The sequence below is a fragment of the Brevundimonas sp. CURTG3B2_SDJG genome, from assembly GCF_057364705.1.
On record NZ_JBNFOJ010000050.1, the window covers coordinates 1 to 14,236 of the forward strand.

Consider the following 14,236-nt stretch of genomic DNA (forward strand, 5'->3'; position numbering starts at 1 on the left):
CCGAGCCGGCCGCGGCGCCCTGAGCTGCGGAGGAGGGCCTATTCCTTGGACAGGTCCTGCCGCGGGAACCAGGCCAGCGCCCCGGCCAGCGGAAGCGCGGTCCACAGCGCCAGGCTGACCACGGCCTTCAGCACCAGGCCGTCGGGCAGGGGCGGGGCGCCCGGCGTCGCTGTGACGGCGGACTTGAGCGCGTCCGCCGCCAGGCCGGGATTGACCAGCACCGACAGCCAGGCGTCAGGCGTCAGGCCCCACTGCGGCATCAGCGGAGTCGTGAAGAACTGCGCCACGCCCAGGGCCAGCGGCACGAACAGACCCGCCAGCAGCGACCGCGTCAGGACGGCGGCCAGCATGCCCATCATCGTGAACTGGATCACCCGCAGCCAGGACAGGCCGGTCAGGGCGAAGAACTGGCCGACCATCTGGCCGGTCATTTCGAAGGTCAGGGGACGCTCGAACACGGCGGCGCGGACCAGGGTCTCGATCACGCCCCCGACCAGCAGCAGCCCCATGGCGATCAGGGCGAGCAGGGCGGTCACGGCCAGCTTGCCGATCAGAAGGTTGGCGCGGGTGTTGCGCGCGCTGATCAGCCGCCAGGTCTCCCAGCGGTAGTCGCCGGCGTACAGCGTCGCCGCGCCGATCAGGACGAAGAGCAGCAGCGCGGGATTGTCCAGCTTGCCGGCGCTTTCGACCAGCGCCTGGGCCAGATTCAGGGGGTTGGAGGTCATCATCTCCAACACCTCCGGCGGCATCTTGGCGTCCGTCGTCAGCTTGGCCTCGCCGGCCTTCATGACGAACACGCCGATGGCGCCGAAGATCACGCCCATCACCGGGACGAACACGGTGCTCCACAGCAGCGTCGTGCGGTTCTTGAACAGCCGGAAGCTTTCGGCGCGGATGGCGTCAGCCAGCATGGTCGGCCTCCGGCGCCTGGACCGCGCCCGTCTCGGTGAAGAAGATGCTCTCCAGGTCGGTCCCGACCCAGCGCGCCTCGACGATGTCGACGCCCTGCTCGACCAGGGCGCGGATCAGGGCCGGCCCCTCGGCGCGGGTGACGGCGGCCAGCACGGCGTCGCCCTCGCGCGCGCCCTTGGCGCCCAGCACCGCCAGGGCCTTGTCGGCCCCCGACACCGACAGCCGCAAACGCTCCCCGATCGCCGTCAGCTCGCTGACCGCGCCTTCGCGCACCAGCTTGCCCTTGTTCAGGATGGCCACCCGGTCGCAGACGCGCTGGACTTCCAGCAACTGGTGGCTGGCCAGGACCACGGTGACCCCGTCCTCGGTCGCCAGGGATCGGATCAGGGCGCGCATCTCCTGGATGCCGGGCGGGTCCATGCCGCTGGTCGGCTCGTCCAGGATCACCAGCTCCGGCCGGCTCATCAGGGCGGCGGCCACGCCCAGCCGCTGCATCATCCCGACCGAGAAGCCGCGCACCTTGCGGTCCGCCGCCTGGGTCAGCCCGACCCGCTCCAGCCAGTGCGGGATATCGGTCTGGGGGCCCACGCCGTGCTCCAGCGCCAACCAGCGCAGGACCTGGCGCGCGGTCATGAAGGGCGGGAAGCGCGGCGTCTCGATCATCGAGCCCATTCGGCGCAGGTGGGACACCTCGCTGACCGGCCCGCCCATCACGCTGGCGGTCCCGTCCGTCGCCCGGATCAGGCCCAGCAGGATGCGGAACAGGGTCGACTTGCCCGCGCCGTTGGGTCCCAGCACGCCATAGACCCCGCCTCGCGGAATCGACAGGTCCAGCCCGTCCAGGGCGCGCACGCTTCCGTAGGTCTTGGTCAGGCCCCGGGTTTCGATAACCGCTGTCATGGCCTCAGGTTGAGGGCGCCCCGCGAGTTCGCGCAAGCAGCTTCGCCATTAAGCTTTTGCAACGTCAGGGCGACGCGCGCCGGAAAGCCAGGTTCTCGACCCGCCGGCCGAAGCCGACCATCAGGATGTCGCCCTGGAGCTTCAACCGCAGCGGCCCCGACGTGATCTCGCCATCCTCGCCCGTCCTCAGTCCGCCCCACTCCTCGACGACCGGTTCGGGCGAAAGGGGTGAGCGGATCGTGGTCCGCAGCCCGTCTTCGGCCAGACCGATGTCGTACTCGATCCTGGTCTCGTCCGAGCGCCACCGCCCGACCAGCGCCTGCAGTTCCGCCTCGGAGGCGGGCGGGCGCGTGGGCCGCCGCGAGGGCGCCGCGGCCGACGGTCCATCGGCTGCGGCCTCGGTCCGGACGGGCGGTGGGTCAAGAAGGTCGCGCGCGATCTCCGCAGGTCGATGTCGCTTCGATTGCACAGCACCGCCGCGCCTCGCGGCTCGGCGGCCTGGCGCACATATTCCGCGCGATCCCTCGGATCCGCCGTCGTGGCTGAGCCACAGCGCGCCGTCCCGGTCCTCAAGGCGACGCCGGCGCCGTAGGGCGTCCCGAACTCCGGCAGGACGGCGATCGTCCCGCCCGTCAGGCGGCCCGGCTCCAGGACCATCGCCTTGACCGACGGCGTCCAGGGCCCCTCGCCGGCGCGGAAGGCGGCGTCGAATCGCGCCAGATCCTGGACCGTCGTCGCCAGGCCGCCCGAGCCGGGCAAGGCGGGCTGGTCGTCCGCGACGCGGTAGGAGCCGTCCCGGAGGCGGCGATAGCCGTGCGCCATCGGGGCGTCGGCGCGGAACCGGGTGTCGGCCATGCCCAGCGGCGCGAAGATCGCCCGGTCGGCGTAGTCCGCGAACGCCTCGCCAGAGACCTGCTCGACCATGCGGGCCAGCATCAGATAGTTCCCGTTGGAGTACTGGGCCCGACTTCCCGGGACGAAGTTTCCGCTGGTCAGGCCCCGCATCATCGCCAGTGTCGCGGCGGGATCGATCTCGCCCAGGCGCTCGATCCCGGCCAGGGCCGCCAGGGTGGTGTGGTCGCGGACGCCCGCGGTCTGGTTCAGCAGCTGGCGTACGGTCGCTCCCCCCAGCGCGCCGGCGAACTCGGGCAGGTGGCGTTCGGCGGGGTCGTCCAGGCCGATCCGGCCCTGGTCGACCAAGGTCAGGACCGCCAGGGCGGTGAATTGTTTGGACGCCGAGGCGATCAGGAAACGGGTGCGCGGCGTGATCGGCGTGCGCGCCTCCAGGTCGGCGTAGCCGGCGGCGTCGAACCGCGGGCCCGACGGCTCCAGCACCAGGATCGCGCATCCCGGCTGAAGCCCCTCCCTCAGGGCGGACAGCGGATCGGCCGTCGCCGGACCGGCCAGGATCAGACTCGCCCCGGCCACGGCGGCGGGGAATGGAAGACGGCGGCGAAGGGACATGCGGCGCTCCGGGATCGATTGACGTTAGCGGGTCGCCCGGGCCAACTCCTGTACAAATCGGAACCGCGCCCGCCCCATGACGCCCCTCATGACTCCTCTGACGTCTCTCGAGACGCGACCGGTCTCGCCGGACCTGAAGCCTTTCGTCACGGCCTTCGTCGAGCGTCGGGACGTCGTCGCGCTGACCGGGATGCGCGAACTGCCGACGCCCGCGCCGCTGATCCAGGTGATGCTGGGGGCGACTTCCGCTTCATCCGGGCGGGCGAGACGGATCCCGCTCCGCGCGCGGCTTGTGGGGGCCGAGTTCGACCGCGCCGCATTCCTGCGCGGAGGGCCCGCTGCATGTGTTCGTCGCGGTCCTGACCCTGCGCGGCGCGGCGCTGGCGGGGGCCGCTGTCGAAGGCGGGCTGGCCGACCGGCGCCTGCCGCTCGACGACGTCCTGCCGGCGCCGCATCGCCTACCCCTGGCCCGGATCCTGGAACAGCCCGACTTCGATCACCGGGTCGCCCTGGCCGAGACCTGGCTGCGCAGCCTGGTGGCGGGTGGCGCGAGTTCCGCCGATCCGGCTCTGGACGCCATCGACGCCGTCCTGGGGCATCGCATTCGGGGGTCGGTCGCCGACATCGCGCGCCGTTGCGGCGTCTCGGAGCGGGGTCTGCACAAGCGATGCCATCGGCTGGTCGGACTGCCCCCGAAGCGTCTGCTCCGTCTCGCCCGGCTGCAGCGACTATTGCGCACCCTGCACCCCTCGCCTTGGCTCGGGGGCTCGGACCACGAGGACGCCCGCCTGGAGTACGCCGACGATTCCCATCTGGCCCGGGACTTCGCCGACCTGACCGGCCTGACGCCCTCGGCCTATCGCGCGGCCAAGCTCGCCAGCGGCGATCGCCTGCTGCACACCCTGATCTGAACGCCGGGATTTGGCGGCAGCGGGACGACGCAACGCCGACCAGGGCTGACCCGGCCCGCCGCATCCGCTAGAAGGCGCGTCCTTCCAAGAGCCCGTCATGTCCATCCTGAACCGCCTCCGCACCCGCCGCGCCGCCCTGGCCTTCATTTTCGTGACGGCGGTGCTGGACATCCTGTCCATGGGCATCGTCATCCCCGTGCTGCCTCAGCTGATCGAGGAGTTCGCCGGCTCCAACGCCGCCGCGGGGGTCTGGAACGGCGTGTTCGTGGCCCTGTGGGCCGGGATGCAGTTCTTCGCCTCGCCCGTCATCGGTTCGCTGTCGGACCAGTACGGACGCCGGCCGGTGATTCTGATCTCCTGCGCCGGCCTGGCGCTGGACTGGATGCTGATGGCTTTGGCGCCGAACCTGTGGTGGCTGGCCGTCGGCCGGATCCTGGGCGGCCTGACCTCGTCCAGCTTCACGACCGTCTACGCCTACATGGCCGACATCACCGCGCCCGAGAAGCGGGCCCGGGCCTACGGCCTGATCGGCGCCGCCTTCTCGGGCGGCTTCGTGCTGGGCCCGGTCCTGGGCGGCGTCCTGGGCGACTTCGACCCGCGCCTGCCGTTCTGGGTGGCCGCCGGCATGTCGGGCCTGGCCTTCCTCTACGGCTGGCTGGTCCTGCCCGAGAGCCTGCCCCCCGAGAAGCGGATGAAGTTCAGTTGGGCCCGGGCCAATCCGGTCGGGGCCCTGGTGCTGCTCAAGCGGCACACCGAGCTCGCCGGCCTGGCGGTCGTCAACTTCCTGCTCTACTTCGCCCACCACGTCTTTTCGGCCGTCTTCGTGCTCTACGCCGCGCTCCGCTATGGCTGGGGGCCGTTGGAGGTGGGCCTGCTGCTGGCGCTGGTCGGGGTCCTGGACATGATCGTCCAGGGCGTTCTGGTCGGCCCGATCGTCAAGCGGATCGGCGACCGGGGAACCATGGTCCTGGGCCTGGCCGGCGGCACGGTCGGCATCGCCCTGATGGGCTGGGCGCCCACCGGGCTGATGTTCGTCCTGGCCATGTTGCCCAACGCCCTGTGGGGCCTGGCCATGCCGACGCTGCAGTCGCTGATGACCCGCCGCGTCGGCGAGGACGAGCAGGGGCAGCTGCAGGGCGCCAACATGAGCGTGGCCTCCATCGCGGGCGTGGCCTCGCCGCTGTTCTTCGGCTGGATCTATTCGATCTCGGCGGGGGAGGGCGCGCGCGTGCCCCATCCGGGTCTCGCCTTCTTCCTCGCCGCCGCCGTCCTGGGCCTGGCGGCGCTGATCGGCTGGTGGGTGGGCCGCCAGGCCAAGAAGGCCGACGCCGCCGAGGCCGGGGCCTGAGGCCTTGATCAGTCTGTCGTGAACCCGGGTTAGACCTCCGAATCCGTCCGGAGACCTCCGATGCCGCTTCGCCTGCTCGTCCCCGTCCTCGCCCTGATCCTCGGTCTCGGGGCCGCGCCCGCGTTCGCCCAGGCCGCCGGCGAGCGGCCGATCGTCATCCTGGTGTCGATCGACGGCTTCCGCGCCGACTATCTGGACCGGGGCGTCACGCCGGTGCTGTCGCGGCTGGCCTCGGAGGGCGCGTCCGGGCCGATGCGGCCGTCGTTTCCCAGCGTCACCTTCCCCAACCACTACACCCTGGTCACAGGGCTGCATCCCGACCACCACGGGATCGTCGGCAACAACATGATCGACGCCGAACTGGGGTCCTTCACCCAGCGCAACGTCGCGGCGGTGACCGACCGGCGCTGGTGGGACGGCGGCGAGCCCATCTGGGTCACGGCGCAGAACGCAGGCCTGGTCGCCGGGACGATGTTCTGGCCCGGCTCCGAGGCGGACATCCGCGGGGTCCGTCCCCGCTGGTGGGCCCGCTTCGACAAGACGATGTCGGGCGAGGCGCGCGTCGACGAGGTGCTGAACTGGCTGGACCAGCCCCCGGGCGACCGTCCGGACTTCGCGACCCTGTATTTCGACATCATCGACACGACCGGGCACGAGTTCGGGCCCGACGCGCCCGAGACGAACGACGCGCTGCGCGTGATCGACAGCCAGATTGGCCGCCTGGTCGATGGCTTGAAGGCGAGGGAGCTCTACGACCGCACGGTCCTGGTCATCGTGTCCGACCATGGCATGGCCCAGACCTCGCCGGACCGGGTGATCGCTCTGGGCGACGTGGTCGATCCCGCGGCGGTCCAGGTGGTCTACGGCGGGCCGGCGAACTTCATCAATCCCGTCCCGGGCCGCGAGGCCGAGGTCGAGGCCGCCCTGTCGGTTCCCCGCCCGCATCTGCAGTGCTGGCGCAAGACCGACATTCCGGCCCGCCTGGTCCTGGGCTCCCACCCTCGGGTGACGGCCTGGGTCTGCATGGCCGAGACCGGCTGGCTGCTGATGTCCCGGCCCGTGACGAAGGTGGGCGGGGCCCACGGCTACGACAACGCCGCCCCCGAGATGGCGGCGATCTTCATCGCCCGGGGCCCCGGCGTCGCGTCCGGCGTGCGGCTGAGCGACCTGGACAGCGTCGACGTTCAGCCCTTCCTGGCGCGACTGCTGCGCATTTCGGCGCCCGCCGGCGACGGACGGCCCGAGGACACCCTGCCGGCCATGGCCGCCCCGCCCCGCGGCCGTGCGTCCGCACTGAAATCCAAACGCCTTGATCCGGCCCGAAATCGGAGGCGGAATGCACGGCCTCTCGCTGCCTGCATTACGGATGACGATGAAGACCCGCTCCCTCGCGATCGCCTCGCTCTCACGCTCGCCGCCTGCGGACAACCGAACAGTTCGAAAGCCCAGGACGGCGTCTTCGCCGACAACCGGGTCGTGCCCGGCGACGCCAACGCCATGAAGGCCAGCTTCGCCCCGGTGGTGCGCGAAACGGCCCCGGCGGTGGTCAACATCGCCGCCATCGGGGTCCAGCAGGTCCGCGATCCCTTCTTCGGCCTGCCCGGGCAGCGCCAGACCGGCTCGGTCGGTTCGGGCGTCATCGTGCGCCCCAACGGTGTGGTCGTGACCAACTACCACGTCATCCAGGGCATGCAGCAGATCAAGGTGACGCTTCAGGACCGCCGCGAGTTCAGCGCCCGGGTCGTGCTGGGCGACGAGCGCTCCGACCTGGCCGTGCTCCAGCTCGAGGGTGTCAACGAGCGCCTGCCGGTCCTGAACATCGACGACCGGGAAGAGCAGCAGGTCGGCGACCTGGTCCTGGCCATCGGCAACCCGTTCGGCGTCGGCCAGACGGTCACCAACGGCATCATATCGGCCCTGAACCGGACCGAGACCAACATCTCGGACTCCGGCTCCTTCATCCAGACCGACGCCGCCATCAACCCGGGCAATTCGGGTGGTGCGCTGGTCGATATGGATGGCGACCTGATCGGCATCAACTCGGCCATCTTCTCGCGCTCCGGCACCTCGTCGGGGGTCGGCTTCGCCATCCCAGCCTCCATGGTGAAGCGGGTTGTCGACAACGCGGTGGGCGGCGCCACGGCAGTGGTCCGGCCCTGGCTGGGGGTGAAGGGCGAGCCGGTCACCGCTGACATCGCCCGCAGCCTGGGCCTGGAGCGGCCGCAGGGGCTGGTGATCATGTCCGTCTGGCCCAACGGTCCGGGCGCCCGCGCCGGCCTTCAGGAAGGCGACATCATCACCATGGTGGACGGCGCCGAGGTCAATGACCAGGGCGGCCTGAACTTCCGCGTCGGTCTGCACGATCCGAACGAGACCGTTCAGGTGAATCTGCTGCGCGACGGACGCCGTCAGACCGTGGAGGCGCGAATCCAGCCGCTGCCCGGCGACACCGATCTAGACCGCGCGACGGTAATCCAGTCCGGCGCCTTGTCGGGAGCCCAGGTGCTGTCCCTGAATCCGGCGCTCGCCGACAGCCTGGGCGGCGACCCCTTCTCCACCGGCGTCATCGTCAGCGGAGTTCAGCGCGGCAGCTACGCCAATCGCGTCGGCGTGCAGGGCGGGGATGTGATCGTGGCGCTGAATGGACGGCCCGTGAGTTCGGTGGGCCAACTGGCCGGCGTCGCGCGGGGGTCCGAGATGACGATCAGCCGCCGGGGCCGCACCATGACCGGCGTCATTCGCTAGGCTTCCGCCTTCGGCCCCAGGATCGCCCAGACGTGGCCGTACGGGTCGCGCAGCTTGCCCAGGCGGCCGTAGAACTCGTCGACGGGCCGGCGGATCACCGTCGCGCCCACGCGCTCGGCCCGGGCGAGCCAGGCGTCCACGTCGTCCACCGCCAGCGACAGCGACACGGTGGTCCCGCCCAGCTGGTCCGGCGACCGCGTGCCGATGGCCCCGTCCGGATCGGGAAACTCGTCGGCCAGGTAGATCGCGCCGCCGTTGCCCAGTTCCACCATGGCGTGGCCCAGCCGGCCGTCCTCCATGTCGTAGCGGGCCGTCTCGCGTCCGCCGAAGGCCCGGACGTACCAGTCCAACGCCTCGTGGCCGGCGCGCACCATCAGGTAGGGAACGATCGGCGGATCGGGCGGGACATAGGCCATCTCACCGGCCCTTGATCGGAGCTCCGATCGACCAGGTGTGGCCGAACGGATCCTTCAGCTGGCCGTACCGGTCGCCCCAGAACTGGTCCTCCAGCGGGAACACGGGCACGCCGCCGGCCAGGATGGCGCGGTTCCACCATTCGTCGGCGTCATCGACCTGCAAATGCAGGGTCACGCCCTTGGGGGTGATGTCCTGTTCGCCGTTGTACTCGGGAAACTCGTCGGCCAGCAGGACGCTGCAGCCGTTGATGATCAGCATGGCGTGCATCAGCCGCTCGCCGTCCTGGGCCGGCATGCGGCGGACTTCCTCGGCCCCGAAGGCGCGCTGATAGAACTCGATCGCGGCCATCCCGCCCTTGGAGGGGATGGTCAGGTGGGGCGATACGCCGGTCATCGGGGCCTGGGGGGCGTCTGCGGCCATGGCGCGGTCTCCTGCGTTCGACCCACAGTAACGCGTGAAAAGCGCGCCCGGAACGCCTATCTCTGACCCTCCATGTCCGACCTGTTCGAAGCCTCCGGCATCCATCCCCCCGACGCCCCCCTGGCCGACCGCCTGCGCCCCCGCACGCTGGACGAGGTGGTGGGACAGGATCATCTGCTGGGCGAGGGCGGGCCGATCCGCCGCATGGTCGAGGCCGGTCGCCTGGGCTCGATGATCCTGTGGGGGCCGCCGGGCACCGGCAAGACCACCATCGCCCGCCTGCTGGCCCAGGCGGCGGGCTATCAGTTCCAGCAGATCTCGGCCATCTTCTCCGGCGTCGCCGACCTGAAGAAGGCGTTCGAGGCCGCCCGCCTGCGCCGCGCCGCGGGCCAGTCGACCCTGTTGTTCGTCGACGAGATCCACCGCTTCAACCGCGCCCAGCAGGACGGCTTCCTGCCCTTCGTCGAGGAGGGGATCGTCACCCTGGTCGGGGCCACCACCGAGAACCCGTCGTTCGAGTTGAATGGCGCGCTGCTGTCCCGCAGCCAGGTCTATGTCTTGAAACGCCTGGACGACGCTGCGCTCGATCAACTGTTGATCCGAGCCGAGGCCCAGGAGGGCAGGGCGCTCCCCCTGACCCCCGAGGCCCGCCAGGCCCTGCTGGCTCTGGCCGACGGCGACGGCCGCTACCTGCTGACCATGTCCGAGGTCCTGTTCGGCCTGCCGGCCGAAGACGCCCCTGGACGTCCAGGCCCTGGCCGGCATCCTGCAGAAGCGCGCGCCCGCCTACGACAAGAGTCGAGAAGAACACTACAACCTCATATCCGCGCTGCATAAATCGGTTCGAGGCTCGGACCCGGATGCGGCCCTCTACTGGCTGGCGCGGATGCTGAACGGCGGCGAGGATCCGCTCTATCTGGCCCGCCGCATCGTCCGCATGGCGGTCGAGGACATCGGCGAAGCCGATCCCCTGTCCCTCCTGGTCGCCAATGCGGCGAAGGACACGTACGACTTCCTGGGCAGCCCCGAGGGCGAACTGGCCCTGGCTCAGGCGGTGGTCCATTTGGCGACCGCGCCCAAGTCGGTCGGCGTCTACGAGGCCTTCAAGGCGGCTAAGCGCGCGGCGCACGAGACCGGCTCCCTGATGCCGCCTGCGCACATCCGCAACGCCCCGACCCGGCTGATGAAACAGCTCGGCTACGGCGAGGGCTATCAGTACGACCCCTCGACGCCCGAGGGCTTCTCAGGCGCGAACTTCTTCCCTGACGGGATGGAGCGCCGCGTTTTCTATACGCCCAAGGGCGAGGGGCATGAGGCGAAGGTGAAGGAGCGCCTGGAGCGCTGGGCCGAGTTGCGGGCGAAGCGGCAGGTGGAAGAGTAGCCTTTTCTTCTTTCGTCATCCCGGGGCGCGAAGCGACCCCGGGACCCAGCGGCGCCGCAGCGAAGCGGAGGCGATGCTTCGGCGACTTCCGGACGTCACAGGGTCGCGCTCTTGCCCGCCGCTGGATCCCGGCCTTCGCCGGGATGACGAAGGAAGAGCCCGAACCGTTGCCGTAACGCCGGTTCCGGAGCATGCTCCGTCCATCGTCAGCATGACCTTGGGAGGGGACCATGACCGATACCGCGATGACTGTGAGAACGCCCTGGCACCTGTGGGTGGTGGGCGTGGTGAGCCTGCTGTGGAACGCCTTCGGCGGCTATGACTTCGTGATGAGTGTGACCCAGGGCGAGGCCTATTGGCGCGCGTCCGGCATGACCGACGCCATGATCGCCTATTACAACGCCATGCCCGCCTGGATGTACGTGCCCTGGGTGCTGGGCGTCTGGGGCGCGGTGGCGGGCTCGATCCTGCTGCTGATGCGCAGCCGCTTCGCCGTGCACGCCTTCGCCCTGTCGCTGCTGGGCGCGGCCGTCAGCCTGATCTACGGCCAGGTCATCGACAAGGCGCCGCGCCGCCGCCGGAAATGGCGATGATGACCTACATGCCCTACGTCATCGTCGTGATCGCGGCCTTCCTGGCCTGGTACGCCTGGAGCCAGCGCAAGTCCGGGGTGCTCCGTTGACCGCGCCCCGCACCCCTTGGCATCTGTGGGTGGTCGGCGTCGTCGCCGTTCTGTGGAACGGCTTCGGCTGCTTCGACTATGTGATGACCCAGACCAACCGCGACCAGTGGTTCGCCCAGATGGGCATGACCGAGACGCAGCTGGCCTATTTCAACGCCATGCCGGCCTGGACCCATGGGGCCTGGGCGATCGGCGTCTGGGGCGGGCTGATCGGCGGCCTGTTGCTGCTGGTGCGCCGCAAATGGGCCCTGCACGCCTTCGTCCTCTCGTTCCTGGGCTGGCTGGCCGGCGCGGTCTACGCCTTCGCCCTGTCGAACGGGATGGAAGCCATGGGACCCATGTGGCCGATGCAGATCGTCATCGGCGCCGCCTGCGTCTTCTTCGTCTGGTACGCCTGGATGCTGGGCAAGACGGGCGTCCTGCGCTGAAGGGCTGACGGGCGGGCGGTCTTTGGCGTAAGCACGCGCCGTGACCGCCCGCTCTCCCGTCTCCCTGTCCGAAGATGAGATCGCCGCCGTGCGCTCGTGGGTGATCCACGAGGATCCGCACGTGCTGGTCCTGAACAAGCCCGCGGGCCTGTCCAGCCAGGGCGGCCGCATCCAGGCGCATACCCTGGACGACCTGCTCTGGGCCTTCATGCGCTCGAACGGGAAGCGGCCGGATCTGGTGCACCGGCTGGACCGCGACACCTCGGGCGTCATCCTGGCGGCCAGGACCAAGCCCGCCGCCGGCTTCCTGGGCAAGGCCCTGCAGGCGCGCCGGTTCAGGAAGACCTATCTGGCCCTGGTGGGGGCCGCCCCGGAGCCGCGAGCCGGAACCATCGACACCCCCCTGGCGCGCCAGGAGATCGGCCGGGAAAGCTACATGCGCGCCGTCGCGCCCGACGCGCCCCGGCGCCCCAGGCCGCGCTCAGCCGCTACCGCACCTTGTCGGCCTCGGAGGAGGGGGGGCCCTGGTCGAGCTCGAACCCGCCACTGGCCGCATGCACCAGCTGCGCGTCCCACATGGCCTCCGATCGGCCGCCCCCCCTGGCCGGCGACGCCCGCTACGGCGGCGCCCTGACCTTCGCCGGCCGAGCCGCCCCGCGCCTGATGCTGCACGCCTCCAAGCTGGTCTTCCCTCATCCCGAAGGCGGCTACCGCACGGTCGAAGCCCCGCTCCCCGCGGATTTCGAGGCGCTGAAGGCGGCGGCGGGGCTCTAGTTCCTCCCCTTCAGGGGAGGGGGACCCTCCGAAGCCGTAGGCGAAGGAGGGTGGAGGGGCGTCTGAAACAAGGGCGATTTTGGGAACGAACGCGGTTTGTGAGACGCTTCAGCAAGGACATTCCGGAGCCCGCCATGAACCGCCTGACCCTGCCCCTGATCGCCGCCGCCGGCCTGGCCCTGTCGGCCTGCGCCAGCCTGGCGCCCTATGGCGCGCAAACCTCGCCGGGCGGGCAGGGCTACGCCGAGCAGAGGATCGAATCCAACCGCTTCCGCGTCACCTACAACGGCGTCGGCGCGCCGGGGCCGGTGGCCGACTACGCCCTGCTGCGCGCCGCGGAACTGACCACGGCCCAAGGGTACGACTGGTTCGAGGTCACCAGCGCTGGATCGACGGCCGGCCCGCACAGCGCCGGCGGCGTCCGGCCCAGCGTGGACGTCGGCTACGGCTCGGGCCGCTACTCCGGCCGCTACGGCAGCTATTCGACCTCGGGCGTCGGCGTCGGCCTGGGCCTGAACTTCAGCGGCCGTCCGCGACCTCGACCACGCTGGAGGTGGTGATGGGCGATGGTCGCCGTCCGGACCGTCCGGACGCCTACGATGCGCGGGCGGTGCAGGACAACCTGCGCCGCTGAGGAGTGGCTAGTGGCTAGCGCGGAACGGCCTGCAGCCCGGATTCACAGTCTGCGATCCAGCCGTCACCAATCACTAGCCACTAGCCACTAGCCACTAGCCACTCGCGGCGCAGCCGCGTCACCGCCCCCGCGTCAGCGCCCGGTATTCCACCAGCCGCTCCTTGTCGCGCCGGACCTGGTCTGCGACGGCGTTGTCGACGTCCAGCGAGGCGTAGCGGACCCAGCCCTCGACCCCCAGCTTGTCCTGGATCGCCTCGGTCGGGGTGCGCCAGCGCACATAGGACACCCAGCTGACCAGCACGCTCAGCAGCACGGCCAGGCCCTGCAGCGCGTGGAAGGTCACGGCGTTGGCGGGCGCCGGCTCCAGCGCGAACAGGGCCAGCCAGACGATCAGGATCAGCGGCGTCAGGATGCGCTGCAGCCAGCGGGTCCAGTAGCGCTCGCGCCGGATGCGCCACAGCTCCATCTGGACGTACTTCTCCAGGTACTCCATGCGCGCGCCCAGCCACATCGTCAGGCGGGTCAGATAGAGGGCGCGCTGGCCCCAGCCCTTGCCGTCCATCTGGTACTGGGTCTCGGCCTGGTCGGCCATGGCGCGGGCGGATGTGAACAGGTTCTGCAGCTCGCGCGTCCGCTGCACGATCTCGCGCGACATCTCGTAGGAATCGTTCTCCAGCCGGAAGCGGTACTGAACGAACAGGATCGCCTGCACGCCCCACCACAGGCCGAACACGGCCAGCATGGCGCCGGCGGCCAGACCCGCGCCCATCGGCTGCGACGCGGTCCAGCCGGTGAACCACGTCGGCCCCAGCGTGGCCAGGACGGTGAAGGCGACCAGGGCCAGGATCTGGTTCAGCCGCTTGGTGCCGATGTGCACCATCAGGGCGCGGAACACGCCGCGGCCGTAGTCGTGGATATGGCTGCGCAGATCTAGATCGACGGGGAAGCGCTCCTCGATCTGGCGGGCGAACAACACGTGGAACCGGTCCGGCTTGCGGCCCGTCTCCCAGAAGGGGAACAGGTCCAGCGGTTGGTTGAAATATTCGTCGATGTGCGACGACACCGCCTCGATCTCGGCCGGATCCTGCGAGAAGTAGGCGCTGTCCTGGATGGGTCTCAGGATGCCGTCCGCCGAGCGGTTCGAGCGCACGCCGCTGGGCGTCCGCTCGGGCGCGGCGCGGTCGGGCGAGTCCTGTGCGCCGGGCGGCGGAGGGTTGGGC

The 14,236-nt window shown here is 70.3% G+C and carries 12 protein-coding genes and 2 pseudogenes; 8 read left to right on the top strand and 6 right to left on the bottom strand.

The genetic code is table 11. From position 1 onward, the window contains the following. Positions 1 to 38: 38 nt before the first annotated feature. From AC2W7C_RS05220 to AC2W7C_RS05230, 3 genes are all read right to left on the bottom strand, one after another. Entirely contained in the window at positions 39 to 911 is an 873-nt protein-coding gene (locus AC2W7C_RS05220) for a hypothetical protein (RefSeq protein ID WP_486000489.1), read from the bottom strand. Continuing rightward, positions 901 to 1,812, bottom strand: coding sequence for an ABC transporter ATP-binding protein (locus AC2W7C_RS05225; protein WP_486000490.1), 912 nt, complete (start codon positions 1,810 to 1,812; stop codon positions 901 to 903). Before AC2W7C_RS05225 ends, AC2W7C_RS05220 begins: the two co-directional genes overlap by 11 nt. Before the next feature lie 186 nt (positions 1,813 to 1,998). Continuing rightward, a complete protein-coding gene (locus tag AC2W7C_RS05230; protein ID WP_486000491.1) occupies positions 1,999 to 3,276 on the bottom strand; it encodes a serine hydrolase domain-containing protein in 1,278 nt (425 codons plus the stop codon). A 344-nt stretch (positions 3,277 to 3,620) separates the two neighbouring features. Between AC2W7C_RS05230 and AC2W7C_RS05235 the strand changes: the two genes are divergently transcribed. The 3 genes from AC2W7C_RS05235 to AC2W7C_RS05245 all read left to right on the top strand — a co-directional run bounded on the left by AC2W7C_RS05235 (position 3,621) and on the right by AC2W7C_RS05245 (position 8,280). Continuing rightward, complete coding sequence (locus AC2W7C_RS05235; RefSeq protein ID WP_486000492.1) at positions 3,621 to 4,187, top strand: helix-turn-helix domain-containing protein; 567 nt, start codon at positions 3,621 to 3,623, stop codon at positions 4,185 to 4,187. 97 nt (positions 4,188 to 4,284) lie between these two features. Beyond that, on the top strand, positions 4,285 to 5,535 hold the full coding sequence (locus tag AC2W7C_RS05240) for a TCR/Tet family MFS transporter (protein WP_486000493.1): 1,251 nt from the start codon (positions 4,285 to 4,287) through the stop codon (positions 5,533 to 5,535). A gap of 60 nt (positions 5,536 to 5,595) precedes the next feature. After that, entirely contained in the window at positions 5,596 to 8,280 is a 2,685-nt protein-coding gene (locus AC2W7C_RS05245; protein ID WP_486000494.1) for an alkaline phosphatase family protein, read from the top strand. On the opposite strand, the gene AC2W7C_RS05250 is transcribed toward AC2W7C_RS05245, so the two are convergent. Together AC2W7C_RS05250 and AC2W7C_RS05255 are read right to left on the bottom strand one after the other, a co-directional pair. Beyond that, positions 8,277 to 8,696: a VOC family protein gene (locus tag AC2W7C_RS05250; protein WP_486000495.1), complete on the bottom strand. Its 420-nt coding sequence runs from the start codon at positions 8,694 to 8,696 to the stop codon at positions 8,277 to 8,279. The genes AC2W7C_RS05245 and AC2W7C_RS05250 overlap by 4 nt on opposite strands. Position 8,697: 1 nt before the next feature. After that, positions 8,698 to 9,117: a VOC family protein gene (locus AC2W7C_RS05255; protein WP_486000496.1), complete on the bottom strand. Its 420-nt coding sequence runs from the start codon at positions 9,115 to 9,117 to the stop codon at positions 8,698 to 8,700. Positions 9,118 to 9,189: 72 nt separating this feature from the next. Here AC2W7C_RS05255 and AC2W7C_RS05260 point away from each other — a divergent pair. The 5 genes and pseudogenes from AC2W7C_RS05260 to AC2W7C_RS05280 all read left to right on the top strand — a co-directional run bounded on the left by AC2W7C_RS05260 (position 9,190) and on the right by AC2W7C_RS05280 (position 12,942). Further along, positions 9,190 to 10,498: pseudogene (locus tag AC2W7C_RS05260) on the top strand (replication-associated recombination protein A). 230 nt (positions 10,499 to 10,728) lie between these two features. After that, positions 10,729 to 11,091: a hypothetical protein gene (locus AC2W7C_RS05265; protein WP_486000497.1), complete on the top strand. Its 363-nt coding sequence runs from the start codon at positions 10,729 to 10,731 to the stop codon at positions 11,089 to 11,091. An 85-nt stretch (positions 11,092 to 11,176) separates the two neighbouring features. Further along, complete coding sequence (locus AC2W7C_RS05270; RefSeq protein WP_486000498.1) at positions 11,177 to 11,608, top strand: hypothetical protein; 432 nt, start codon at positions 11,177 to 11,179, stop codon at positions 11,606 to 11,608. 40 nt (positions 11,609 to 11,648) lie between these two features. Continuing rightward, positions 11,649 to 12,382: pseudogene (locus AC2W7C_RS05275) on the top strand (RluA family pseudouridine synthase). Between the two features lie 134 nt (positions 12,383 to 12,516). After that, positions 12,517 to 12,942 (top strand): CC0125/CC1285 family lipoprotein, encoded by a 426-nt coding sequence (locus AC2W7C_RS05280; protein ID WP_486000499.1) that lies wholly within the window; start codon positions 12,517 to 12,519, stop codon positions 12,940 to 12,942. Positions 12,943 to 13,134: 192 nt separating this feature from the next. Here AC2W7C_RS05280 and AC2W7C_RS05285 read toward each other — a convergent pair. Next, a partial coding sequence (locus AC2W7C_RS05285) for a hypothetical protein (protein ID WP_486000500.1) occupies positions 13,135 to 14,236 on the bottom strand: 1,102 nt, incomplete at its 5' end.

Bases quoted from the DNA above. Each gene is read 5' to 3' on its own strand.
- AC2W7C_RS05220 (WP_486000489.1), bottom strand. From the start codon at position 911: ATGCTGGCTGACGCCATCCGCGCCGAAAGCTTCCGGCTGTTCAAGAAC.
- AC2W7C_RS05225 (WP_486000490.1), bottom strand. From the start codon at position 1,812: ATGACAGCGGTTATCGAAACCCGGGGCCTGACCAAGACCTACGGAAGC.
- AC2W7C_RS05230 (WP_486000491.1), bottom strand. From the start codon at position 3,276: ATGTCCCTTCGCCGCCGTCTTCCATTCCCCGCCGCCGTGGCCGGGGCG.
- AC2W7C_RS05240 (WP_486000493.1), top strand. From the start codon at position 4,285: ATGTCCATCCTGAACCGCCTCCGCACCCGCCGCGCCGCCCTGGCCTTC.
- AC2W7C_RS05245 (WP_486000494.1), top strand. From the start codon at position 5,596: ATGCCGCTTCGCCTGCTCGTCCCCGTCCTCGCCCTGATCCTCGGTCTC.
- AC2W7C_RS05250 (WP_486000495.1), bottom strand. From the start codon at position 8,696: ATGGCCTATGTCCCGCCCGATCCGCCGATCGTTCCCTACCTGATGGTG.
- AC2W7C_RS05255 (WP_486000496.1), bottom strand. From the start codon at position 9,117: ATGGCCGCAGACGCCCCCCAGGCCCCGATGACCGGCGTATCGCCCCAC.
- AC2W7C_RS05265 (WP_486000497.1), top strand. From the start codon at position 10,729: ATGACCGATACCGCGATGACTGTGAGAACGCCCTGGCACCTGTGGGTG.
- AC2W7C_RS05280 (WP_486000499.1), top strand. From the start codon at position 12,517: ATGAACCGCCTGACCCTGCCCCTGATCGCCGCCGCCGGCCTGGCCCTG.